At 43.3% G+C, this 22,645-nt stretch carries 27 protein-coding genes; 12 read left to right on the top strand and 15 right to left on the bottom strand.

Features of this window, described 5'->3' with window-relative positions; genetic code table 11:
• The first annotated feature begins 69 nt into the window (after positions 1 to 69).
• From E1163_RS15725 to E1163_RS15700, 6 genes are all read left to right on the top strand, one after another.
• Positions 70 to 387, top strand: a complete 318-nt coding sequence (locus E1163_RS15725) for a hypothetical protein (protein ID WP_155173406.1) — start codon at positions 70 to 72, stop codon at positions 385 to 387.
• Positions 388 to 435: 48 nt separating this feature from the next.
• A complete protein-coding gene (locus E1163_RS15720; RefSeq protein ID WP_155173405.1) occupies positions 436 to 978 on the top strand; it encodes a GNAT family N-acetyltransferase in 543 nt (180 codons plus the stop codon).
• 241 nt (positions 979 to 1,219) lie between these two features.
• Positions 1,220 to 1,948 carry a M15 family metallopeptidase gene (locus tag E1163_RS15715; RefSeq protein WP_155173404.1) on the top strand — a complete coding sequence of 243 codons (729 nt, stop codon included), beginning with the start codon at positions 1,220 to 1,222 and terminating at the stop codon, positions 1,946 to 1,948.
• 26 nt (positions 1,949 to 1,974) lie between these two features.
• Positions 1,975 to 3,018, top strand: a complete 1,044-nt coding sequence (locus E1163_RS15710; RefSeq protein ID WP_155173403.1) for a patatin-like phospholipase family protein — start codon at positions 1,975 to 1,977, stop codon at positions 3,016 to 3,018.
• Positions 3,018 to 3,824, top strand: a complete 807-nt coding sequence (locus tag E1163_RS15705) for a hypothetical protein (protein ID WP_155173402.1) — start codon at positions 3,018 to 3,020, stop codon at positions 3,822 to 3,824. Before E1163_RS15710 ends, E1163_RS15705 begins: the two co-directional genes overlap by 1 nt.
• Positions 3,825 to 3,830: 6 nt before the next feature.
• A complete protein-coding gene (locus E1163_RS15700; RefSeq protein ID WP_155173401.1) occupies positions 3,831 to 4,730 on the top strand; it encodes a patatin-like phospholipase family protein in 900 nt (299 codons plus the stop codon).
• Between the two features lie 146 nt (positions 4,731 to 4,876).
• Here E1163_RS15700 and E1163_RS15695 read toward each other — a convergent pair whose 3' ends face one another.
• Both E1163_RS15695 and E1163_RS15690 read right to left on the bottom strand, forming a co-directional pair.
• A complete protein-coding gene (locus E1163_RS15695) occupies positions 4,877 to 5,050 on the bottom strand; it encodes a pinensin family lanthipeptide (RefSeq protein WP_155173400.1) in 174 nt (57 codons plus the stop codon).
• Between the two features lie 241 nt (positions 5,051 to 5,291).
• The gene (locus E1163_RS15690) at positions 5,292 to 7,187 is read right to left on the bottom strand and encodes a sulfite exporter TauE/SafE family protein (protein WP_155173399.1); all 1,896 of its coding nucleotides are present in this window, start codon (positions 7,185 to 7,187) and stop codon (positions 5,292 to 5,294) included.
• A gap of 178 nt (positions 7,188 to 7,365) precedes the next feature.
• On the opposite strand from E1163_RS15690, the gene E1163_RS15685 reads away from it, so the two are divergent.
• A complete protein-coding gene (locus E1163_RS15685; RefSeq protein ID WP_155173398.1) occupies positions 7,366 to 8,544 on the top strand; it encodes a winged helix-turn-helix domain-containing protein in 1,179 nt (392 codons plus the stop codon).
• A 33-nt stretch (positions 8,545 to 8,577) separates the two neighbouring features.
• Here E1163_RS15685 and E1163_RS15680 read toward each other — a convergent pair whose 3' ends face one another.
• From E1163_RS15680 to E1163_RS15630, 11 genes are all read right to left on the bottom strand, one after another.
• Entirely contained in the window at positions 8,578 to 9,021 is a 444-nt protein-coding gene (locus E1163_RS15680; protein ID WP_155173397.1) for a DMT family transporter, read from the bottom strand.
• Between the two features lie 109 nt (positions 9,022 to 9,130).
• A complete protein-coding gene (locus E1163_RS15675) occupies positions 9,131 to 9,673 on the bottom strand; it encodes a YceI family protein (protein ID WP_155173396.1) in 543 nt (180 codons plus the stop codon).
• A gap of 54 nt (positions 9,674 to 9,727) precedes the next feature.
• Complete coding sequence (locus tag E1163_RS15670) at positions 9,728 to 10,588, bottom strand: pirin family protein (RefSeq protein WP_484494435.1); 861 nt, start codon at positions 10,586 to 10,588, stop codon at positions 9,728 to 9,730.
• A 611-nt stretch (positions 10,589 to 11,199) separates the two neighbouring features.
• Positions 11,200 to 12,075 carry an AraC family transcriptional regulator gene (locus E1163_RS15665; protein ID WP_155173395.1) on the bottom strand — a complete coding sequence of 292 codons (876 nt, stop codon included), beginning with the start codon at positions 12,073 to 12,075 and terminating at the stop codon, positions 11,200 to 11,202.
• Positions 12,076 to 12,208: 133 nt separating this feature from the next.
• The gene (locus E1163_RS15660; RefSeq protein ID WP_155173394.1) at positions 12,209 to 12,376 is read right to left on the bottom strand and encodes a pinensin family lanthipeptide; all 168 of its coding nucleotides are present in this window, start codon (positions 12,374 to 12,376) and stop codon (positions 12,209 to 12,211) included.
• Positions 12,377 to 13,144: 768 nt separating this feature from the next.
• Complete coding sequence (locus tag E1163_RS15655; protein ID WP_155173393.1) at positions 13,145 to 14,425, bottom strand: acetyl-CoA C-acetyltransferase; 1,281 nt, start codon at positions 14,423 to 14,425, stop codon at positions 13,145 to 13,147.
• 3 nt (positions 14,426 to 14,428) lie between these two features.
• A complete protein-coding gene (locus E1163_RS15650; RefSeq protein WP_155173392.1) occupies positions 14,429 to 15,181 on the bottom strand; it encodes an SDR family oxidoreductase in 753 nt (250 codons plus the stop codon).
• A gap of 45 nt (positions 15,182 to 15,226) precedes the next feature.
• Positions 15,227 to 15,817, bottom strand: a complete 591-nt coding sequence (locus E1163_RS15645; protein ID WP_155173391.1) for a TetR/AcrR family transcriptional regulator — start codon at positions 15,815 to 15,817, stop codon at positions 15,227 to 15,229.
• Between the two features lie 111 nt (positions 15,818 to 15,928).
• Positions 15,929 to 16,309, bottom strand: a complete 381-nt coding sequence (locus tag E1163_RS15640) for a VOC family protein (RefSeq protein ID WP_155173390.1) — start codon at positions 16,307 to 16,309, stop codon at positions 15,929 to 15,931.
• A 13-nt stretch (positions 16,310 to 16,322) separates the two neighbouring features.
• Entirely contained in the window at positions 16,323 to 17,264 is a 942-nt protein-coding gene (locus tag E1163_RS15635; RefSeq protein WP_155173389.1) for an SRPBCC domain-containing protein, read from the bottom strand.
• A complete protein-coding gene (locus E1163_RS15630) occupies positions 17,264 to 17,620 on the bottom strand; it encodes an ArsR/SmtB family transcription factor (protein ID WP_155173388.1) in 357 nt (118 codons plus the stop codon). The genes E1163_RS15635 and E1163_RS15630 overlap by 1 nt, the downstream gene beginning before the upstream one ends.
• 211 nt (positions 17,621 to 17,831) lie before the next feature.
• Between E1163_RS15630 and E1163_RS15625 the strand changes: the two genes are divergently transcribed.
• The 3 genes from E1163_RS15625 to E1163_RS15615 all read left to right on the top strand — a co-directional run bounded on the left by E1163_RS15625 (position 17,832) and on the right by E1163_RS15615 (position 19,984).
• Complete coding sequence (locus tag E1163_RS15625) at positions 17,832 to 18,419, top strand: Crp/Fnr family transcriptional regulator (protein ID WP_155173387.1); 588 nt, start codon at positions 17,832 to 17,834, stop codon at positions 18,417 to 18,419.
• A gap of 395 nt (positions 18,420 to 18,814) precedes the next feature.
• The gene (locus tag E1163_RS15620; RefSeq protein WP_246223722.1) at positions 18,815 to 19,597 is read left to right on the top strand and encodes an SDR family oxidoreductase; all 783 of its coding nucleotides are present in this window, start codon (positions 18,815 to 18,817) and stop codon (positions 19,595 to 19,597) included.
• Between the two features lie 66 nt (positions 19,598 to 19,663).
• Entirely contained in the window at positions 19,664 to 19,984 is a 321-nt protein-coding gene (locus E1163_RS15615) for an MmcQ/YjbR family DNA-binding protein (protein WP_155173386.1), read from the top strand.
• A 47-nt stretch (positions 19,985 to 20,031) separates the two neighbouring features.
• Here the strand turns inward: E1163_RS15615 and E1163_RS15610 are convergent, their stop codons facing one another.
• Both E1163_RS15610 and E1163_RS15605 read right to left on the bottom strand, forming a co-directional pair.
• Entirely contained in the window at positions 20,032 to 20,478 is a 447-nt protein-coding gene (locus E1163_RS15610; RefSeq protein WP_155173385.1) for a hypothetical protein, read from the bottom strand.
• Positions 20,479 to 20,518: 40 nt separating this feature from the next.
• Entirely contained in the window at positions 20,519 to 21,565 is a 1,047-nt protein-coding gene (locus E1163_RS15605; protein ID WP_155173384.1) for a hypothetical protein, read from the bottom strand.
• Positions 21,566 to 21,830: 265 nt separating this feature from the next.
• Here E1163_RS15605 and E1163_RS15600 point away from each other — a divergent pair, with 265 nt between their 5' ends.
• Together E1163_RS15600 and E1163_RS30600 are read left to right on the top strand one after the other, a co-directional pair.
• On the top strand, positions 21,831 to 22,358 hold the full coding sequence (locus E1163_RS15600; RefSeq protein ID WP_155173383.1) for a GNAT family N-acetyltransferase: 528 nt from the start codon (positions 21,831 to 21,833) through the stop codon (positions 22,356 to 22,358).
• A gap of 144 nt (positions 22,359 to 22,502) precedes the next feature.
• On the top strand, positions 22,503 to 22,645 hold a 143-nt coding region (locus E1163_RS30600), incomplete at its 3' end, for a pinensin family lanthipeptide (RefSeq protein ID WP_185156105.1).

The raw sequence follows: 22,645 nt of genomic DNA, 5'->3' as shown, positions 1-22,645 counted from the left end.
ACTTTGAAATGCCTTAAAAGGAGATAAAAAAACTTTTAAATAATTTTTTAATTACTTAAAATTCTATACATGGAAATTAAAGATTTGATCATTCAACTAATCTGCCAAGACATTAAACACAACAGACTAACCAAATCGCTTTCAAGATTAGGCTTGGATGATGGTGGATTATATGATCTTGATATTTTAACTATAATATCCCAATTAATGGGCGTACAAGATGATAAGCTATCTGATACATTTTCAGATATTTACTTTCATTTTATAAATGAGGGTGGTCAGGTTACTACCTTTGAATTGGAGGGTAAAATTTCTCTCATTGCCACTCAATGCTATGAGATGTTGAAAGCCTTAGTGGAAATAGAGATTCTTCTTGGACGTATTTAAAGTACTACCTTTGTTTATACAGAGCAGTAATTCACCAAATAAAAGGAAATGGCTCGATTTCAGGAAATAGAAACCGACAGGTTATTTTTACGGCGATTAGAGACCTCTGATTGGGAGATGGTTTCTTATCTCCGGTCAGACAGTGAGGTCAATAAGTTTATAAGCAGGCCAGGTGCCGGGTCAAAGGCAGAAGCACTTGAGTTTATTTCAAAAATTACTGGAGGAAGTAATGGTCAGGAGTCTTATTACTGGGTTCTCACTGAGAAAGGTTCCGATACCATGATAGGCAGCATCTGCCTATGGAACTTATCTGAGGATGGGGCAACTGCTGAAGTGGGGTATGATCTGAGTCCTCAGTTTCAAAACAAGGGCTTCATGAGTGAGTCTATTCGGGCTATTTTAAACTTCGGATTTAACGAGCTAAACCTGGATGCCATAGAAGCCTATACTCATGAAAAAAATGAAAGTTCAGTCGAACTACTTAAGCGAAACCGGTTTATCCTCCTTAAGGATAGAAAAGATGAGCGTAACGCAAACAATATAATTTTTAGAATTGAGAAAAGCTCTCGATTACCTAATCCTGAATTGTAGTTAACATTGTTGCATGATCAGGAAAACAGGAGTCATTATTGAAGAGTCATCCCCTATCCATCATCCCCATTTTCAGACGCAAACACAAACTAAAACCTACCTATGTAAGCAATTTGATTGCCCGACATAATTATTTATGATTTTCGTTTAATCACAAACTAAATAATAAAATATAAATTTATTTTTCATTTGATTATTAATATAAATAAACTAAATTTTATTAATAAATCTTCTCATCCTAATGGGAACCGTTCAACTCAACAACCAGGGTGCTGAGGTAAGAATACTTCAGGAGTTACTCAACCTTAATGGTATCATAGTAACAGTGGACGGTATGTTCGGATCAAAAACTTATGATGCCGTAACAGCCTTTCAAAAGCATCATTTTGATGAAAACAGCAACCCCCTTTTAGTGGATGGCATAGTGGGGCCATCTACCTGGAAATCACTAATGGCCTACGATAAAAGAATAACGCCGGGGCACGGCACAACAGGCGATACTTATACACTGGCAAGGATCGATTTGCTGCATCCAAAACTCAGGGAAGAGGTAAGGAAAATTTACAGTGAAATTCTCCAAAGCAACCTCCGGATAAGGATCACAGACACCCTGCGTTCCTTTGATGAGCAGGCAAGGCTTTATGCGCAGGGCAGAACTGCTCCCGGAAAAATTGTAACCAAAGCCAAGCCGGGCCAGTCCTATCACAATTATGGCCTTGCGGTGGATTTTGCATTGCTTCTGCCGGGGGGAAACAAAGTAAGCTGGGATATGGACCTCGACCTGAACAATAACCACAAAGCTGACTGGCTGGAGGTTGTAGCCATTTTCAAACACTACGGCTGGACCTGGGGCGGCGACTGGAGTTTTAAGGATTATCCCCATTTTGAGAAAACTTTTGGCTACACTACACACCAGCTCCTTACCCTTCATCAATGTCTTAACAATAACAACGCATATGTAAATATTTAGAAGCTAAAACTAAAACCAACATCCCCATGAGTCAGTACAAAATCCTCTCCATCGATGGCGGTGGTACCAGGGGTATCATTCCCGCCACTATCCTGGACTGTATCTATCGTGAAACCGGAAAGCACCCGACGGACATATTTTCCCTATTGGCCGGTACCTCCACAGGCGGCATACTTTGCACCGGCCTGGCATTTGGAAAATCAACGCAGGAAATGGTCTCTTTATACCTCGACAAATCGGATGAGATCTTTTATGATACCGGCTGGGATGACATCAGGGATGGTTTTGGAAAAAATCTTGGCGCTGATTACTCCAATAAAAAATTCAAACGCATACTAGAGGACATCTTTGGTGATGCTACACTTCATGACATTTACCAAAAGGTAGGCGAAGACACTAACCTGATGGTATGTTCTTTTGACCTTAACCCAGAAGAAGGAGGAAAACCTATTAACTTCCGCCCCAAAGTCCTCCATAGCCACTTCATCAGAGACATGCAGGTAAAGCTAGCAGACCTTTGCCTGATGACTTCCGCCGGGCCGACTTATTTCCCGATCTATCAAAACAAATATGTAGATGGTGGTGTATCGCTTAATAATCCGGCCATGGCGGCTCTCGCCTATGCCATCAATGCCGGAGAAAGCGATGTAGCAGAGTACAGGCATCCGAATGGGGTGAAAAAGGGGTTGGGAAAAGAGCTTTCCGACCTAAAGATCCTCTCCATCGGCTGTGGTACTTCAAACAAAAATTTCATTCCTGCCGATGAAATCAGGAAAAAAGACAAGGGAGACTGGGGCAATTTACAGTGGGTCAAATATTTGCCGGACCTGCTAACAGAAAGCAATGTGCAGGCTTCCAATTATTACGTGAGCCAGCTTTTGCCAGATGACCGCTATAAACGCTTACAGCTCTTCTTCAACGAGGCCGATGCTCCTGCTGCAATCCGCAATAAAACCATGGGACTTGATGTAAAGGATGCCAAATTACTCAAAGCAATGAAGAGCTATGCCGAGGCCCTATGCGCAAAAGAAATGGATAATATTTTAGACTTTTTAGACCTGAATAATTGATGACTTTTAAAAGATCGAACCTCCTGATCATTGCCCTCTTGCTTTCTTTTGCAAACCTGAAAGCCCAAAACTGCAATAAGCTCTCCGCGGAGGAATGGACCGAAGTACAGAGCTATGCGAGCAGCATAGTGCCCGTGGTTTTGTATAAGCTGTACCCTGCCCCGGCCAATGATGCCGAAAGAAAAGTAAGGCTGGATTCTCTGAAAGCCCATGATTATACAGCCTATGCGCAACTGGTCAATGGCATCAAAAGCTTTATAGCCAGCACCACTCCGGATCAGCAAACCTGCTTTTACAGTGTGGCGGGCAACCAGGCAGTGCTGGAATGGGTAGGCTACATTTATCGCAATGATGCCCCTGAAAACCAATCCCTTTCCCCGGAATTTCAAAAGGGCTGGGGTGTACTGGCCGAGTGGAACCAGGGAGCGCTTAACCCGTTTCAGGATGATGAGGCCTACCTCCTCACCCTCAAAGGGCTGGTGGGCTATACGTTTGCTAAAGAGCGCTCGGGTGGGCATCTGCGTCTGCTTGCGGGGCCTTCCATGTACTACTCGGGACAGGACACACAATTTTTACTGACAACGCGGGCGGAGATACGCTTAAAGGATCTTCAGGCTGCCCCCGTTTCCCTTGGCGCTATAAAATTCATTGCCGAGGGCAGCACTGACATAGACGGCCTCTGGGTATTCGGGCCAGGCGTGGGTGTTGAGATTCCCAGTTTCGGTATTCAGTTTTTGCACCTGTGGCACACTGATGCAGTTAACAACCATCTGGAAATCGGGATTTCATATCGATTTATAAACTGATAAAAAATGAGAAGAGTTTTAATTACAAGTGGTGGTGGTGCCAAAGGTGCATTTACTGTAGGTGCTTTGTCCCACATGTTTGACAACAATACTGCCAATTTCGACCTCATCAGCGGCACCAGCACGGGTTCGCTTATTGCTGCTTTTGCCGCGGCCGGGGATATCGACACGTTAAAGGATGTATACACCAATGTAACCGATAATGATATTATCGCCACAACCAACCTCGTGAGGCAGCTTCAGCAAGGCAACCCTTATCTGCTGGACAGCTACCCTTTGGTCAAACTGATCAATGAAAAGGTGACGGATGCTGTTTATCAAAAGATCATGGCCGGTAATACCACTTTATGTCTTACTGCCGTAAGCCTGCAAACCGGTATCCCCACTATTTTTGCTACCAAAAATATAACGGTTCCTCCGGGTTATCAGCTCAAGCTCATTCAAAATATCCAGCAACTGAAAAACGCCATGCTCGCCAGCAGCAGTCAGGGGGGCTTTTTACCACCGGTAAGCATAGATGGGCAGCAAATGATAGATGGCGGGCACAGAACTGTGATCCCAACTGCGGCAGCCATAGCCCAAAACCCGGACGAGGTGGTGGTACTCAGCAACAATCCCCGAAATATCTTCCCGGGCAACCCCAACTACACCAGCGTTATCGATACCATTCTCAGGGTGATATCAATCTTCATCCAGGGTGTGCGTGAAAATGACTATAAGCTGCTGGATGATTATATAGCCAGAAGTCAGAAGAAGGTTTTCTACATTGAACCTGATACCGACCTGGATGAGCAAAATCCTACCGGCCTGAGGTTCGACAGGTTTTTAATGACCTTGTGGAGAAGTCAGGGTGAGCAAAAGGCCAGACAGATACTGGCTGCAGGTGGTAATCCTGGTGGGGTTTGATGAATGTTTTGTGCTCTCTCAAGACAAATAAACAGCGAAGCTTCGGGTGTTCTGTCAGGGGACAGAACAGGGGATAGTGGATAGAACGTGTTGTGTTGCCACTCCCCGTGCTATCCCCCGACAGAATCCGCTTGACTAAGCGCCCTCTACTCACAGTAAAGGAACGAACAACCTCTTTTTGTTAGCTCAGGTGGAGCGCACTCTGGTGTGCAGGTGTTAATTCCTGATCCCCCTTTGATGGTGTTTACATTGTCATCCTTTATGTTGGTGACAAAGCTTTTCACCTTTAACGCTTTCAGGTTTAACTTTTTGTTTTTCATAGTTAGGTTGGTTAATGGTTAACATTGATTTACTTGATTGAAGAGTTCTTAAAGTCCGGATCATAAAACCTGTCGAGTAAGTGAATCGGAAAAACAAGCTTACCGTTGAAACAAGATCAAACTTCGGCTATTGCTATTTCACCCAGATATTTGCCTACTGCTTTTGCCGATTGCTATTAACAACTGTCCTTTCAAACACAGAAGCGAAAAGTTAATGTCTTCCCAGAAATTCCGCCTGACCCTATACCTCTGCTTCCTGGGGTGATCCGGATTTGCTGATGCCCAACTTTTTGAGCACAAAATTGATCGAACCCACCCCCAGATAACCTCCTATAAGGCTGATCACAAAAACACTGAAAGCGTTGAGCAAAAAGTCCGGGGCATAATCGATAATATCAAAAACTATAAAAGCCCAATAGAGTACCATTCCGGTAAATAACCCGGTAAAAATCCTCCATTTCTTGGTTTTATCTCCCTCATGGAAATAAGATATAAATCCACCGACCAGCCCACCGGCTATGCTGGCAATGATGATGAGGATGGGCCAGGTAACTACTACCGTATTGTTGTTGGTATATAGGTTGCTGGAAACAGCCCGTACCTTTGCCGTACCAATAAAGCTTTTAGGGGCAAACTCTGCTTTGCTTTCAAAGTGGTTGGGCTGAATGGTAAAGCTCTGCGGGGTAACCTCACCTCCACCCTCACTGATCTCAAGGCTGACCTGCCACGGGGTTTTCACGGTTAGCGCGGCGCTGTCCTCATCCAAGAGCCTGACCAGTATGTCTGATTTTTCAAGGAAGTGGATCGATGGCGGACTGCTGATGCACTGGATATAGGTTACCGGTGGCACAAACCGGATCTTGACGGTATTCACCACTTCTATATCCGGTGTGGCAACAATTTGAAGCTCTACATCTTCCTGGTCTTTGCTTACCAGCTTCACAATGCCCGGCTCCTCTCCCTTCACGATAAGTTGTTGAGGGTAAACCCGTCCGTAACTGGGAATAATATTGAGCCTGACGCCATTGGGGTACATCCCGGCATCATCAAAAAGGAACAGACTCACTTCGGCGCTGTCCTTGCCATTGGCTTTGAAGCTGCGGCTCTGGGCCAGCACCTTAATGAATGACTGATTTTCGGGCTGAAACATGGCCAGCCTTACCTGATAGTCATCGTATTTGTTTATGATCAGACTGCCGAACCGAGGGGTAACTTTAAGGAACAATGACCCCGAATAAAGCTCAGGGTGTACTGCTTCCAATTCAAATATACCCTCTTCCTTTAAAATAACTGAGGTTTTTACAAGGGACTGCCCTTTGTTAAAGTGGACAGTTTTAATTCTGGAGTTCTTCTTTACGCTGTTAAAAAGCTCTACATCCAGCGCTTTGGGCGCACCGGCCGGATCATTGTTATCATTGACAAGCCCGATTGAAATGTGCAGGGTGTCCCCCACCTGCGCTATACGTTTCTGCCTTTGCAGTTGCACTACAATTTTGGTAGGTATACGCTTTCTAATGCTCATAAGCGAGTCCTGCCTTACTTTGATCTTTTCCGGCAGCACAATTTCCTCTGCTTTTATGGCCTGCTGCTGAACTTGTTGTTGGGCAAGATTATTATTTTCAATGTCGGCTATGATGTGAAACCCTAATGCCGGTTCATCTTTAGAGGTTTTATCTCCAGGCTTGCTGGTCATCACCATCTGATTTTGCTCGTAGTTCATAGTCACGGGCAGGCGTACTTCTTTACTGGAAACGGAGTCATCATATTCAAAGCGCCCCAGCAAAGTGTGTGTGGTTCCCTGATCCGGGTTTTCCGTTTCTTCAACACGCTCTATCTTAAATTTATTCGGCAGCTTTTGGGCAGCCGCTGGTGAAGCGCTCCGGAACTGCAAAGTGTCCACCTTCGACAGGTTCAGGTTGATATATCCTCCCGAAAGTTTTCCTTCCTTAAAATTGAAGCTTCCGTCTTCAACACCTATCACTCCGTAGCTGGTGGAGTCTTCTCCAAACCAGATGCCTTCACTGGCTTGTTGATCAATTTTTACGTTTACCTCATCATTAGTTTGTCCAGGGTTGCCACACCCTGCCATCAATACCAATATGATGAAAAGAAATTGGGTTGGGGCGTTGGTTTTCATAGCATAAGCGTATGGTTCTATATACAAGCTAATGAATTATCTCTATAATTTAAAATCAATCATGGAGGTAAAATTACATCATGAATAAAAAGAGCAATATTTTATATGACCACATTTATTTGGGAGAAATCCATGCTCAATCGCAAACCATATCACCTGCTTTTCGTACTTTGATGGTATGAAACCTGTTAAAACGATCACGAAGGCCGAAGCCAGAAATCTTGTTATTGATGCACAGCTCTTCCCTCACAATGGAATAAGTTCGCTCGACGTTATCCGCAAACTCGGCTATGTGCAGATAGACACGCTGGCTGTTGCTGAAAGGTCTCATCATCATATATTCCACACCAGGAATACGGCATACCAGCAGGGTGAACTGATGCAAATGGTCAGAGAAAAGCAGGTATTCGAGTACTGGAGCCATGCCGCATCCTTCCTGCCCATGGAGGATTACCGCTACAGTCTGATAAAAAAGCAGGAATACGCCCAGGGGAAATCTCACTGGTTTCGCCAGAATAAAAAAATGACTTCGTATGTGCTGGACAGGATAAAAGCGGAAGGGCCGTTACAGTCCAAAGACTTTAAAGACCCCAACCACACCTCTGGCGCCTGGTACAACTGGAAGCCTGCCAAAGTAGCCCTGGAGCAACTTTTTATGGAGGGTAGGCTTATGGTGGCAGAACGGATCAACTTTCAGAAGGTCTACGATCTTGCAGAGCGGGTACTCCCTGCTGACCTGGACACATCCATGCCTTCCAAACAGGAGTTTCATGAGTTTCTGATCAAACGAACGCTTTCTGCCCAGGGAATTGCTTCGCTACCGGAGATCACCTACCTGAGAAAAGGGCTTAAAACCCACATTGAGAAAGCCCTGACAAAAATGATCAGGAAAGGTATAGTTCAGTCCGTAAGTGTCGAAGGCATTAACCAAACTTATTTTACCTTAACTGACCTGCCAGAGCATAAAACCAACGATACGGCACATATTTTATCACCCTTTGACAACCTGATCATCCAGAGAAAACGCACACTTGAGCTTTTTGACTTCGACTATCAGTTGGAGTGCTATGTGCCGGAGAAAAAGCGGAAGTTTGGCTACTACTGCCTGCCCATACTTTATCATGACCAACTGGTCGGCAAGTTTGATCCTAAGGCAGACAGGGCCACGGGGGTATTTACTGTAAAATCTTTTTGGTTTGAAAATGGTTTTGAGCCAGACGAACGTTTTATAGACGCCTTTTCTCAAAGCCTGGCCAGGTTTGTCGGTTTCTGCGGCTGCAAGAAATTGAAGATACTTAAGGCGAGGAATAATCCGGTTTTAAAGGAGATACAACAGTCAGTAAATGGATTGCTTTAGCATAAACTGTAAAGTGCGCTGCGACTCTCTCTTTTAAAAATTCCTGATCAATACAACGCCTGAGACAATCAGTAAAATGCCAACGATCCGCTGCCAGTTGATGGTGTGTACAGGGATACCTAACAGCCCGAAATGATCCATGGCAAGGGAAATGCCTAATTGGCCGGCAACTATCAAACCGAAGGTAAGTGCTACTCCTAACTTGGGAGCCAGAATAATGACACTGGCGACGTAAAACGCTCCTAACAGTCCAGCAACCCAGACACTCCAGCTCACCTGCCGTGCATAGGCAATACCTGAAAGGTCAGTTCTCGCAAACATGATGTAGGCAAAAAGTCCAACGGAACCAACCACAAAAGATATAAATGCTGCATAAACAGGGTCGCCTACAGCTTTTCCCATTTTACCGTTTAAAGCGGCTTGTATAGGCAATACCGTACCGGCAATCACTGCAGAGAACATGAGGAGTAACTTCATCAGAATATTTTTTGAAAATGCAAAGTAAATAAAGGGTGCGGACAAGTACTTAGAACTAACGTTAAATCTACATCAAACAATTTTACGACGTCCGCACCCTATGCTTTAATTAGTTAAGGATGAGTTGTACATTCAGGTCAAGCCTGATCTGGTCGCCTACCACTATGCTTCCTGCCTCTGTTACAGCACTCCACTTCAGTCCAAAATCCTTCCTGTTTATTTTACCGGTGATCTCAAAACCTGCTTTGGTATTTCCGTAAGGATCAACCGCCTGGCCATTGAATAACACATCCAGTTCTACTTCTTTAGTGATATCCCTGATGGTCAGGTAGCCCTTCAGCTTGTACTCATCTTCACCTTCCTTGGTCAGTGATGATGAAATGAATTTAAGCTCAGGATATGCTACCGCATTAAAGAAGTCATCAGATTTTAAATGCCCGTCCCTGTCACTGTTTTTGGTATTGATGCTGTCAATTTTGGCACTGAATTCTATTTCAGCATCCTTAAAGTCATCATTTTCTGTTTTCACCGTGCCGGAAAACTCATCGAATGAGCCGGTAACAGTCGACACCATCATATGCTTTACTTTAAAGTGAATTTCTGAATGGGCAGGGTCAATAGCCCAGGTTTTAACTAATTGTGTTGTTTCCATTTTAATAATATTGTAATTGAATATTGATTGTCTGTTTATAATGTATCAGGCTTCTTATTCATCGATCATCGGCACTTCCATAAGCAACACCCTGGCATCACTATCTGCTATTACAGTCAATTGATCAAGGTCTGTAAGACCATAACCGTCACGCCTGTTCAGTGCCTGGCCATTGATAGTAACATCACCTTCAATCACGAAGGCATAAACTCCATTGCCGGGCTTTTTGATGGTGTAGGTATCATGCTTACCCGTTTCAAAATCACCCAAATGAAACCATGCATCCTGATGTATCCACACGCCCTGGTCATCAGGGTTTGGTGATAATATTTGATAGAATTCGTTTTTCTTTTTCAGGTCAGCGATGGAGATCTGATCATAGCGTGGCTTTACATCTTCCTGGTTTGGGAACACCCAGATCTGAAATAATTTTACCGCTTTGTCTTCATTCTTATTGTACTCACTATGAATGATACCGGTTCCGGCACTCATCACCTGTACATCTCCCTCTTTGATTACAGTACCATTGCCCATGCTGTCTTTGTGTTCCAGGTCTCCTTCAAGAGGGATGGTTATTATCTCCATATTTTCATGAGGGTGTGACCCAAAACCTCTCCCTCCGGCAATTTGATCATCATTCAAAACCCTGAGGGCTCCAAATTGAATACGTGTGGGATCAAAATAATTGGCAAAGCTGAAGGTATGTCGTGCCAATAACCATCCGTGGTTGGCATATCCTCTGGTATCTGCTTTGTGTAATACGGTTTTCATTGTTTTCTCCTTCTTGTTTGGTAAATGATTGAAGCCAACTTGCTTTGTGAGCCGGTCTTCTTTAGATGACATCGAAAAAGCTTTGGTGAAGCCAAGTGACATTGAACCTAAAGCCAGCATCGATATAAACTTTTTCCTTTTCATCTTTTTTGTTTTGTTCTAATAGAGAAAACGGCAAGAGGCGTAAGGAGGGTATTACAAAAATGTCGGGTTGGACTATAGAAATGTCGGAAGTTTGTGCAGTTTACTGTTTATAACCCATGGTTTATGGTTCAAACACCCCTATAATCCCCTTCAATGCTGTTAAGTTAAGGCCGGATCATATTTGTACATGACTTCGATTAAGTAAATACGCGAATTAAAAAACGTACATTCCTATCCCCAAATGACTGCATGTGTGCCAAAATAGAGTTGTATTCTATGGCATGGCTTTCCTATGGCACATATTTGCTTTTCGTTTTTCTATAAATAGTATGTCCTTACAGGACACCAGGCCGTATTGTCGTTAAAATTAATTAGGAATCCCTTCTTAACCCCGTAGGGATAAAATATTTGTAGGAACAGCCATTTAGATCAGATTGTCCTGTAGGGACAAAACAAGCAGGCCTTTGAATAACCATTGCAACCCCTCAAGGGGATAGTAGTGTCGTAGAAATATTCAAAATTCCAATTCTTTTAACACACCGTTCTCGGGTTACCTGTGCTTCCCGTTTACCGATCACCAAAAACGGATTACTGCTTACCACAAAACCCATCTAAACCTCATGCTGCTTCCTGAACTCAAGCGGGGTGAGGCCGGATTTCTTCTTGAAGAAGGTGTTGAAATGCAGTGGCTCTTTGAAGCCTAGCGATATGGCAATTTGCTTCACGGTTTCGTGGGTGTGGATGAGCAATCGCTTGGCTTCACTGATGATGCGGTCGATGATGTATTCCTTGGCTGTGCATCCGATAGTGTCTTTTACCACCTGATTTAGATGTTTTGGGGTAAGAAAAAGCAGGTCGGCATATTCTGAAACTTTGTGAAGATTTCGGAAGTTTTCTTCAACCATCTTCCTGAAATCAATAAGCACGCAGGACGTAGCTGAAGTTTCAGGTGGTCTGCTTTTTTCGCACAGGTTTACACATTCTATCAAAAACAGCTTGAGCCAGGCACCTACAGCCTCTTCTTTGTAGTTATTCTCCGCTTTGAAAGAGGCATAGAGTGCATCAATGATCAACCCTAATGCAGCCTGCGTCTTTTCATCGAGGTAGATGGGGGGACTGTCGCTGTAGCTTTTAAACAGATTTACCTTTAAAATAAAGTCCTGGGATATGCCACTGGCACTTAGAAAATCTGCAGAAAAGGAGATCACCCAGCCTTGTGGACGCGTCGGTGTATCAATCTGATGGATTTGACCCGGACTAATGAAGAACACCTGATCATCTTCAATATCATAAGTATTAAAATCGATCAGGTGATGCCCCTCACCATGCTGCACCCAAACGATCGTATAAAAGTCATGGCGGTGAGGTTCGGTAGTTTTTCCGCTAATGTTGTCATAGATGGTCTCCATCTTTTCGATATTGAAAAAACGGTTAGGGTGCTCTTCATTTTGAAGGTGGTAGACTTTTATTAAGGGATTTTCTTTCATTAGCTATGTTCCCGGATCATGGTATTTAATTATACTAAAGTAATCGATGAGAGAATACTATTAAACAACAAAACTAAAAAAGCCCGGCATTGACTAATCCCGGGCTCCTGATTATGTTAAACATCGTTTGTTGCTACAAAGAACAAATATCTACAGAAAAGCATGGTTCATTGGAGTCAGGGCACACATTACTTTTGGGTACTTTTTGGCCACCAACTATAGTCTGCCCGGATGGTTTTTCCAGATTGGTAACAAAACTTTTAACTCTCAGGTCGCTCAGGTTGATTTTTTTGGTTTTCATAACATATTCATTTTTGTTCCAGCCCTGCATTTTTTAAGACCTGCAGGGCATAAGTCTGTATGATTGAGCTTAAATTTTAGTTACGAATCTGTCGGAGGGGTATTCAGCACTTACTTTTGAACAACCGTATCTTTACCCCCTGAGTGCCTTATGTAATTGTTTTTAGCAATTTTATTACCTTCAATATAAGAAATTCAGAACCAAAGACCTGGGTTTCACCCCGAAAGGCTATAACAAAGGTCTTATGAATCAGGCTCTATTTCTGCGAGAACACTACTTTTCGGAAGGTGTATATCACTGATTCCCACAAGTTCAAAACACCCCTATAATCCCCTCCAATGCTATTAAGTTAAGGCCGGATTATATATTACTTCCCAGTAGAGTCTCTCGAAGAGGACCCTACGGCCTTCGGAGGCACAATCTTTCATTACGGCAGGAGACAGAGAGGCGATGCTCAGAAAGGTAGCAATCTCTGCTTTAAGGTATAACCCTCAGCCGGTGGTGTTGCCGAACAGTAAAGCTTTACCAAACTTTCAAAGTTTAGTAAAGCCGCAATTTAGCGCTGTAAGCTGTCAGTAAATTTTATCAACCAAAAAGTGCGTATTTGCCGTGGCGTAGAATATTCAAAATCCCGATCCTTTTAAAACCGTTTCAGTTTTACCGATTACCAAACACTGATCACCGGTTACCGAGCCCACTCCGGTCTCCCGTCTTCCGTCTTCAGACTTCTAACACACCCGTTGAAATTTACGATCACTGATCACTATTTTACTTCTCCATAACCATAGTCACTCCCTGACCTCCGGAGGCACAAACGGAGATAAAGCCCCGGCCTGAGCCTTTTTGATTCAGCAGTTTGGCCATGGTAGCTATTAACCGGCCTCCGGTAGCAGCAAAGGGATGCGCAGCAGCGAGGCTGCTTCCTTTTGTGTTCAATTTGTTTCTGTCTATGCTTCCCAAAGGCTTATCATAACCAAACCTCTTCATAAGCTCCGCACTTTCCCATATTTTAAGAGTGGTTAACACCTGTGCGGCAAAAGCTTCGTGGATTTCATAAAAATCAAAATCCTGCAGGTTTAAATTGGCCTTTTGCAGCATCCTGGTGGCAGCATGTACCGGAGCCATCAACAGGTTGTGGCGCTCATTCACAAATTCAATGGCCGCCACTTCTGCAAAAGAAATATAAGCCAGCACGGGTAAGTTGTGCTCCCTGGCCCACTCCTCACTGGCGAGCAGAACACATGAAGCTCCATCAGAAAAGGGTGTTGAATTTCCGGCAGTGAGTGTGCCATTGAGCGGATCAAATGCAGGCTTTAAACGTGCCAGCTTCTCCATGCTGGTGTCCCTTCTCATATTATTGTCGTGATCCAGGCCCAGGTAAGGCGTGAGCATATCATTGAAAAAGCCTTCATCGTAAGCTTTCGCCATCTTTTGGTGGCTCTCCAGCGCAAACCCGTCCTGGTCTTCGCGGCTTATGCCATAATGCTTGGCAGAAATTTCGGTATGGCCTCCCATGGACAATTTGGAGCGCCTCTCATCAATGCCTGGCGCAACAGGCACCAGATGCCTGGGGCGAATTTTCATAAACTGCTTCAGCTTACTGCCAAAAGACTTTGCTTTTCGAGCCTCAAGCAATATTTTACGCAATGGTTCGCTGACCACTACGGGTACATTACTGGCCGAATCCACACCTCCTGCAATGCCCACATCGATCTGTCCCAGGGCTATTTTATTGGCTATATAAATGGCAGCTTCCATGCCGGTAGCACATGCCTGCTGTATATCGCATGCAGGTGTAGCCGGGTCAAGTGATGTACCCATTACACTCTCGCGCATCAGGTTAAACTCACGGGTATGCTTGATTACAGCTCCACCGGCCACTTCTCCCAATCTCTGCCCCTGGAGTTTATATTTATTGATCAGGCCTTCCAGTGAGGCTGTCATCATCTCTATGTTACCGACACGTGCATAAGCGGTATTGTGCCGGGCAAAGGGTATCCTGTTATACCCGACAACAGCTACTTTCCGGGGTTCTTTATGTATTAGCATATTCTATCTATTTAAAAATGACTGATTCATTGCCCTTAAGGCCTCCTGAGGTGACTTACGGCTGAGTGCACTGATCTGGGCAGTAGCTCCCACATGTATTTCGTATTGCTCATTTTCAAAGCTATTCAGCAAGTCCTCTGCTACAAGTTCGGGGGAAATGCCGTTTTCACCTCCTATTTCTTTGGAGAAATCTGTATTGACCAAAGGAGGCATCAACTCAAATACTTTGACAGAAGTATCCCTGGATAGAGCTAGTCTCAGTGATTGGGTGTATGAATGCAGGGCCGACTTACTTGCAGCGTAAGTTGACATTATAGCAGAAGGAGCAAAGGCAACCACCGAAGATACGTTTACTATAGCCGCCTCTTTTTGCCTTTTAAGCAAAGGCAACAACTGCTCATTTAGCCTAATTACAGAAAGGTAGTTGGTGAGGATTTCCTCACTGGCAATTTCAAAACTGTTTGTACTTTCAGACAGATCATGCAGAGCAGCTTTCCCAGCATTATTTACCACAACATTAAGTTCGGGAAACTCATCATTAAGCCTTTTTACGAGCTGCTGAACCTGATGTGCATCAGTAACGTCAAAAGGTATGGCTACTACATTGTCAAGCTGTTTTGATGCCTGCTCAAGCCGTTCCTTATTCCTTCCGGTAATAATTACTTTATTCCCGCCAGATACAAAAAGTTTGGCAATTTCGAAGCCGATCCCTGCGCTACCACCGGTTATCAGCACTGTGTTATTTGTTGTTTTCATAAATATTTATTTTATACCGATCGGTATATTTTTGTTCAAAATTTTTTATTCCAGGTCGTAGATCATTTTTCGGACTGATCCCATGATCATGTTCAGATACTCAACTTTGCCCGTTACTTTAGAGATCATAATAGCGCCCTCCACCGTAGCAAAAATGGTAAGTGCCGCCTGCTCTACATTTATATATTGTCTGAATTCCCCATCTGACACTCCCTTGCGGATGAGAAAGGAAATTTTATTTTTCCAGTCGATAATGGCCTCAGCCGCTCTCTCACGTAGCTCAGGATGTGTATCATCAGCTTCTACTGCTGTATTGAGCATGGGGCATCCGCCATGAGGGAAGGATAGTTGAAGCACATTGTCCAAATAAACCTCTGTATAGGCGAGTAATTGCTCTTTGGCTGTGCTATATTTGGCCATTTCGGATTCAATGAGGTTATTGGCCAATTGCAGATTATGGTCAAATACGGCCAGAGCCACAGCATCTTTATTCTTGAAGTTATTATAAATACTTCCTTTGGTAAGACCCGTGGCCTTTTCCATATCACTCAAGCTTGTTCCGATAAAACCCTTGGTATTAAATATGCCGGCCGTTTTTTCGATGATATGCGCCTTGGTCCGCTCTGTCTTTGACATTTTTTAAATAAACTTATCTTCAAAATATACCGATCGGTATATACCAGACAAACGTACCAACTTATAATAAAGTTACAAAGCGATTGAATCAGATAATTTACCTTGAACGGTTTAGGGCATCTGATGCAATTGGATATAATTGCCACAAGTATCATCAAATATAGCCTCTGTTCCCCATTCTGATTGGGTTGGCTCTTTCTTAAACTCTACCCCCAGCTCCTTTAACCGCTGGTAATCGTTTTGAATATCATCTGTTTGGAAAACGATGCAGGGCAACCCCGCCTTGCGAAGCTCTGTCTGGTAGTTTTGGGCGATGGGGCTGTTGTTAGGCTCCAGAAGCAAAGTAGTACCTTCCGGCTCTTCTGCCGATGCCACAATGGCCAGGTAGTGTTCCGGCATATACATGATCTTTACAAAACCCAAGACCTCAGTATAGAACTTAAACGCTTCCATGGGATTATTTACAAAAACACTGGTCATTCCGATTTTCATAAGCAATTAATGTTTAAAGGTTCTCAAGATATTGTTTCAGCGATCTGCCAATGATGTCTTCCCAGCCACCTATAAAGTTCTCTCTGGCAAGATCAGGATTGCTTTCGGGGAAGGTGCCAAGTCCGGTATGTGTAAGTTTCATCTTTGTCTGGTCGCCGAGATCAAAGAGTTCGAAGGTTACAAAGGAGTTACCGGCGTAGCCGTCATATTTCCAGCTATACTGTAGTTTCTTACCGGGTACTACTTCAGTAACTTCACAAAGGTGCAGGTAGCACTTTTCTTCAGTACCTCCCTCAAATTGAAACTTAAAGCCTACCTGAGGCTTAAATTCTTCAAGGTCGAAGTACCATTCTTTCATCTTTTCTTTGTCAGTGATAGCACTCCAGACTCTATCTACCGGCGCATTGAAAGTCCGCTCGATCACCACTGGCTTGTATCTCTTCAGTTCGGGGAAATCATCATAGGCTATCCGGCCATAGGCCTCCTGCATTTCCAGGTGCTCCGGGTCATTTTCTTCAGTTCCGAATGGGTAGAACTTATCATTTCCACCCAGCATATCTTCCAGCCTGTCCAGTAGGGAGTGGAATCCTGCCGGTGCGTTTATGGCATATTCACTGCTCAATTTGCTATAGGTGAGAATCAGCCTGCACCGGCGATCACCGATTGGTTCAAGTTCCCAGACGGCCAACTCTCCTTCCCAGGTATATTCAAACCGTCGCGGCGGCTCCACTTTAATTATTTTACCATAGGTCTTCGTTGCCGCTTCATCCCTGAATTTTATGATGATATCGGCGCCTTCCTTTAGCTCCATTTCAAAATCTGTAAACCATATTTTGAGCTTCTCCGGGTTGGTTATGGCATCCCAAACCGTATCTATGCTGTAGTTGAGTTCTCTTTCAAACCTTACCTGAAAGCCATCAGGCTTTTTGGTTATTTTACCATGATCTCTATCCATTATTGTTGTGGTTTTCGTTTTGAGTTCGTCTTTGCTTTCTGTTGTTCATAGGCCTCACGCTCCAAAAAGTTTTCCAAAGCGTCCAGCTTCTGCGTCCAGAATATTTTGAATTTCTCTGTCCATTCGTGGACTTCGCTCAGCTTATCCAGTCGTGCCTGGCAATATCGCTCCCTACCCTGCTGCTTAATGGCGATCAAACCACATTCCTCCAAGATCTTCACATGCTTGGATATGGCCGGGCGACTTACATCAAACTTCTCTGCCACCGCATTCAGGTTGAGCGGTTCTTGTGCCAGTAGGTTTATGATCTCCCGACGTGTAGGGTCAGCTATCGCCTGAAATACATCTCTTCTCATTCTTTTATGTAACTGATTGGTTACAAATATATAAATGTAACCAAATGGTTACAAGTTTTTATCACTCTTTTTTAATACTGGTTCTTTATGAAGTATCAAAACGGCTTTTTAGCTTGTCAAGAGCTTATATCGGCTGCTTTTCCAGTTGAATTAAGCCGGTGGATTTCAGGGTTATGGCAAAGTTTGTTATCTTTCCTATAGTGAGTATGTTATGAAAGAGCTTCTCCTCCAAACCATCCGTGCATTAACAGAACTGCCTCAGGAGCAGGAAGAAAAGCTATTGGCTATAGCAAGAAACTCATCGGTCGCACGGGGAGAACATTTTATTCGTGAAGGACAGACGCCGCGTCAGTTCGGGTTTATTGGCAAAGGCCTGTTCAGATACTATTATGTAGATGATAATGGCAATGAGTTTACCAAAGGCTTTTTTCCTGAGGGCAGGTTTTTAAGTTCCTATAGTGCTATGACCTTAAACCGACCTTCCTATTTCAACATTGAAGCACTGGAACCTTCAGAAATAATCACTTTTGATTATCAGCAATGGCAAGACCTCTCAGCCGGACACCCTTGCTGGAACACTTTCCTTGTGGCCATTCTGGAAAAGGCTTTCATTAAAAAAGAAAACCGGGAAAGGGAGTTTCTTTTACTTGATGCAGAAGCGCGCTATCGTTCCTTTCTGAAAGAATACCCCGACCTTTCCCACCGGGTGAGGCAGCACATGATAGCCTCCTACCTGGGCATTACGCCGGTCGCTCTCAGCCGGGTTCGAAGGAAGATGGGTATGGCGCATGCCACCTAGAATATCCTTTCTTACAACTTCCTACAAAAGTTCCAGCCGCCAGCACCAGCAGAATGCACCTGCTCCAGGACAATGCTAATCTCTTTTATCAAACAAATTGACCATTCCAGTCTGAAAGGACGAAATCCAACAGCAAAAGGTGCAGCCTTTTGTAATGGTTCATAGCGAGTCAAAAGGCCTGAAAGGCTGGGACTTCTACTGCCTGGGGATATGATCTACGGCCTGTACCGGTGGCATGGTAAGCTTTACCAAACTTTCGAAAGTTTAGTAAAGCTGCTGAGTAGTTCGGTTCGCAAGAATTTGGGTCAGCTTATTAAAATCACACCCCATGAATTGCCGCTTTCTTATACAAATCATCAGACATTTATATTCTTTGGCTGTATTAACACAGGTTAATGACATTGGTGTATTTCATGTGCTACTTTGAAGAAAAAAGCGATATGAAACTCAAAAACAACACCATCCTGATTACCGGGGGCAGCTCCGGCATTGGCCTTGAACTCACCAGAAGACTTCACGAAAATGGCAATACGATACTGATCTGCGGCCGTTCTGTTGAGAAGCTTGAATTTGTAAAAAAGGAAATACCTGCCGTCCAGTTTTATCCGTGTGACCTCTCTGATCCCGCACAACGGCAGGAGCTGTATAATTGGGTTGCAAACAATCATCCCTCCTGTAATGTATTGATCAATAATGCCGCTACCGTACACAAAACAAACTTCTTGGCAGATGGTGAAATGATAGAAAAGACCGAAAGTGAGGTACAGACCAATCTCATGGCTCCTATTGTACTGAGCAAGCTGTTTTTGCCCATGCTGATGAAGAACCGGGATGCAGCCATAATTAATATTACGACCGGCCTTATTTATGCTCCACGGGCTGTTTACCCTATTTATAATGCAACTAAGTCCGGTTTGCACGCTTTTACACGTGTACTCAGACATCAATTAAGAACTGAACCTGTTAAGGTTATTGAGGTCATGATGTCGGCAGTAGATACGCCCTGGCACCAGGGAGACCCGCCAAAGGTGGCTATTTCTCCTCAAAATGCCGTGGCTGAGATGTTGCATAAATTGGAAAAAGGCAAAGTGGAAATCAAGATTGGCGGCGTTAAAATACTCTACATGCTCTCCAGAATTGCTCCTTCATTTGCTTTTAAAAAGATCAATCAACTGTAGCATGTCGTAAATTTCCAATCATGTTCCGGTACTGTTAAGTATCTTGGTTCCAAACTTGAAAAGCATATGGTTACAACAGATATTTTCAGGGAAATGGCTTTATCCTTTCCCGGCACGGAAGAAGCCCCGCACTTTGACAGGGCTGCGTTTAAGGTTATAAAAAAGAGAACATTTGCCACACTGCATGAGCCCAGCCATACGGCAAACATTAAATTGAATGAGGTAGATCAATCGGTGTTTTGTGAGTTTGATGCCAAAGCCGTATATCCCGTACCCAACAAATGGGGGCTGCAGGGCTGGACTACTTTTGAGCTTGGTAAGGTTCCCAGGGAACTGCTGCTGGATGCGCTGAATACTGCCTATAACGACGTAGTAAAGAAAAAATAAATGCCGGGCTTTCACCCGGCATTCCAATATCAAATAGACCTATCTAATCAAAGATCGGTGATGGTATAAGTCTCACCTGCTTTGTTGATTTTCAGATATCTGACTACAAGACCCTTATCCGATGAAAGGAACGAGCTTTCATATACCTTGTTCTCTGTAGACCCTACACCGTTTATGTAAAGTGAATAATCCACGGCTACTGCACCGGCATAATACTGCACTTCAACATAATAATCTCCATCAGCAAAAAAGCTCTCTATCTTAACTTTTTCAAATGATGCACCTTCCGAAGTATCTACTTCACCGCCATCCTTCATAAGGAAAAGATCAAGATCTGCATCTTCCTGGGCTTGTGTAGACGACCCACCGGTAGACCATTCCAGGGTTACTTCCAGTCCACTAGAGCTTTTAACCACGTTCTCCGGCAATTTTTCTTCGTCAGAACTACACGCCACGAATCCGGCAAAAATCAAAAATAAGTATAGGTATTTCATCTCTGTATTTTATAAAGTTTAAAAAATTGAAATTGCTAAATTAAAGTGAGTTAGGAATACGTCCTGCATTGATCTCAAAACGCTCTTTACGTCCTTCAAGGAATGACTCAGCGTAGTTATCAATAGCTCTTTTGTTGATCTTTTCCTCAGCCATGGCTTTCACCTGCTCTGCTTTCTCGAAATCTGACATCATAGCATAAGCAAGGAAAATATTGTTGAACAGGGCTTCTGTTACTTTTTTATTGATCCTTGTTTTTCTGCTTTCCAAATCGCTTTCAGCAAGGGCTTTCTTCCAGATTACAATGGCTTCTTCCATTTTGGTGTTGAATGCATCGCTAAATACTATGTCGTTTTCTGATATTTCTTCCAAAGCCAGTTTCGCTATTCCCCAAGCCTGGTCAATATCATCATATTCAAATGCCTTGAATTTTTTCACTGTAAAGAATTCCGTATACAAAGTGTTTTTCCTATAAGAGAAGAATTTATCAAGGGTTTGTCTCAGGTCGCTTACGTTTTTATTCAACAGGTCAGTTCTCAGTTTGCCCTGAACTGACTTGTAATTAGAGTTCCACCAGTTACTTAGCTCAGAAGAGGTTCTGTACTCACTACTTCTGTAGGTTGTCATTTGGTTTGAGCCATTTGAAAACTCTGAATAAAAAGGCTCTATTTCTCCGGGCAGCGTCAACTCAAAGTACAAAGGGTATTTGTAGTCAAAAGTGAGAAAGTGGTAGGTCACGGAAACTTCCTTATCGTCTCTTTTTTCCTTTCTTACAATGGTCTGAAAATTCACTTCGCTCTTGTAGTAAGTTTCCAGTCGCACCAACAGCTTGGCTCCCTGATCTGCTGTTTTTTCCAAATGACCAATTTCAGCCGCTGATTTTATTTTATTCAGCGTTTCTGTTTTGCTGTCGCCGCTATAGATATAACCCAGATCGGTTTCTACATAATACTGGGTAACTTCTTCCGGAAGTGGTTTTAGCGGTAATTGGGTGTAGGTTACTTTTGTTTTTTGCTTGTCCAGGTTCTGCGCATTTAACGACAGACCAATAGCCAATACCATTAGAGATAACAGGATGGTAGACTTCATAATTAATGTAATTTAAGTTTTTAAAAAAATGGCGTGCAATATGATTTATATTTTTTAAAATCACAATAAAAAATTCGAATATCAGTCAATTATTTATACGCTATATGCAATAAGACTTATTATACTGAAAGGTTATCTAGCTTAATCAATACTTCAAAAAATGCATCTGAATTGCATTTTTACGCCTTTTCAAGACTTGTTTTTTCACCTGTTCATATAAAAAACTTAATTTAAAACCTGACTTACTTTAACCCCACCAATCATCATGGACTCAAGTGATATTACCATCAGACCTGCAGAAAAAGTCGATGTAAAAGCGCTCCAGGAGATCGGCAGAACTACCTTTACAGAGGCTTTCGGGGCTGTCAATTCTCCTGAAAATTTACAAAAGTACCTCGACAGCAAGTTTAGCCCGGAAGCTCTGGCTGAGGAAGTAGCAAACCCTGATTCTATGTTCTTTTTTGCTGAGCATGACGGTCAGGTCATTGGTTATTTAAAGATCAATTTCGGAGATGCCCAAACCGAAAGTATGCCGGAGCATACCATGGAAATCGAGAGGATCTATGTGCTGGCAAAATACTACGGAAAGGGTGTGGCAAAGCTGCTGTTTGACAAGGCCATGAGCCTGGCAAGGGAAACTAATAGCGTAACCGTATGGCTGGGTGTATGGGAAGAAAACCCCAGAGCCATTAAATTCTACGAAAAGAATGGCTTTGTGGAATTTGACAAGCACTCCTTCATCCTTGGAGAGGATGTGCAAACGGACATTTTAATGAAGCTGACACTCGCATGACAGTTTTTTTTTAAAAAAATCTTTTTTCATGGGTAACAAAAGTGAAGGGGTATTGATCTAGCCTTGATTGCCGCGTAAAACCGGTCATATCAAGCGGAAGCCGAAAAGCTATAAGAGTAGGCAACATTAAAAACCCTATTAAACATGAAAAAGTTAAGTTTAAACCAACTGAAAGTAAAGAGTTTTGTTACTGCTGTTAATGATGGCAACAACCCTCAAACAATCAAAGGAGGAATTTCCGGTGGTGCCTGCGTACCTGTGGAGGCTTACCCTATTGATATTGAATG

Source organism: Fulvivirga kasyanovii, assembly GCF_009711405.1.
Taxonomy (GTDB): Bacteria; Bacteroidota; Bacteroidia; order Cytophagales; family Cyclobacteriaceae; genus Fulvivirga; species Fulvivirga kasyanovii.
The sequence above is the reverse complement of the archived record's forward strand: the minus strand, read 5'-3'. Positions and strand labels throughout refer to the sequence as shown.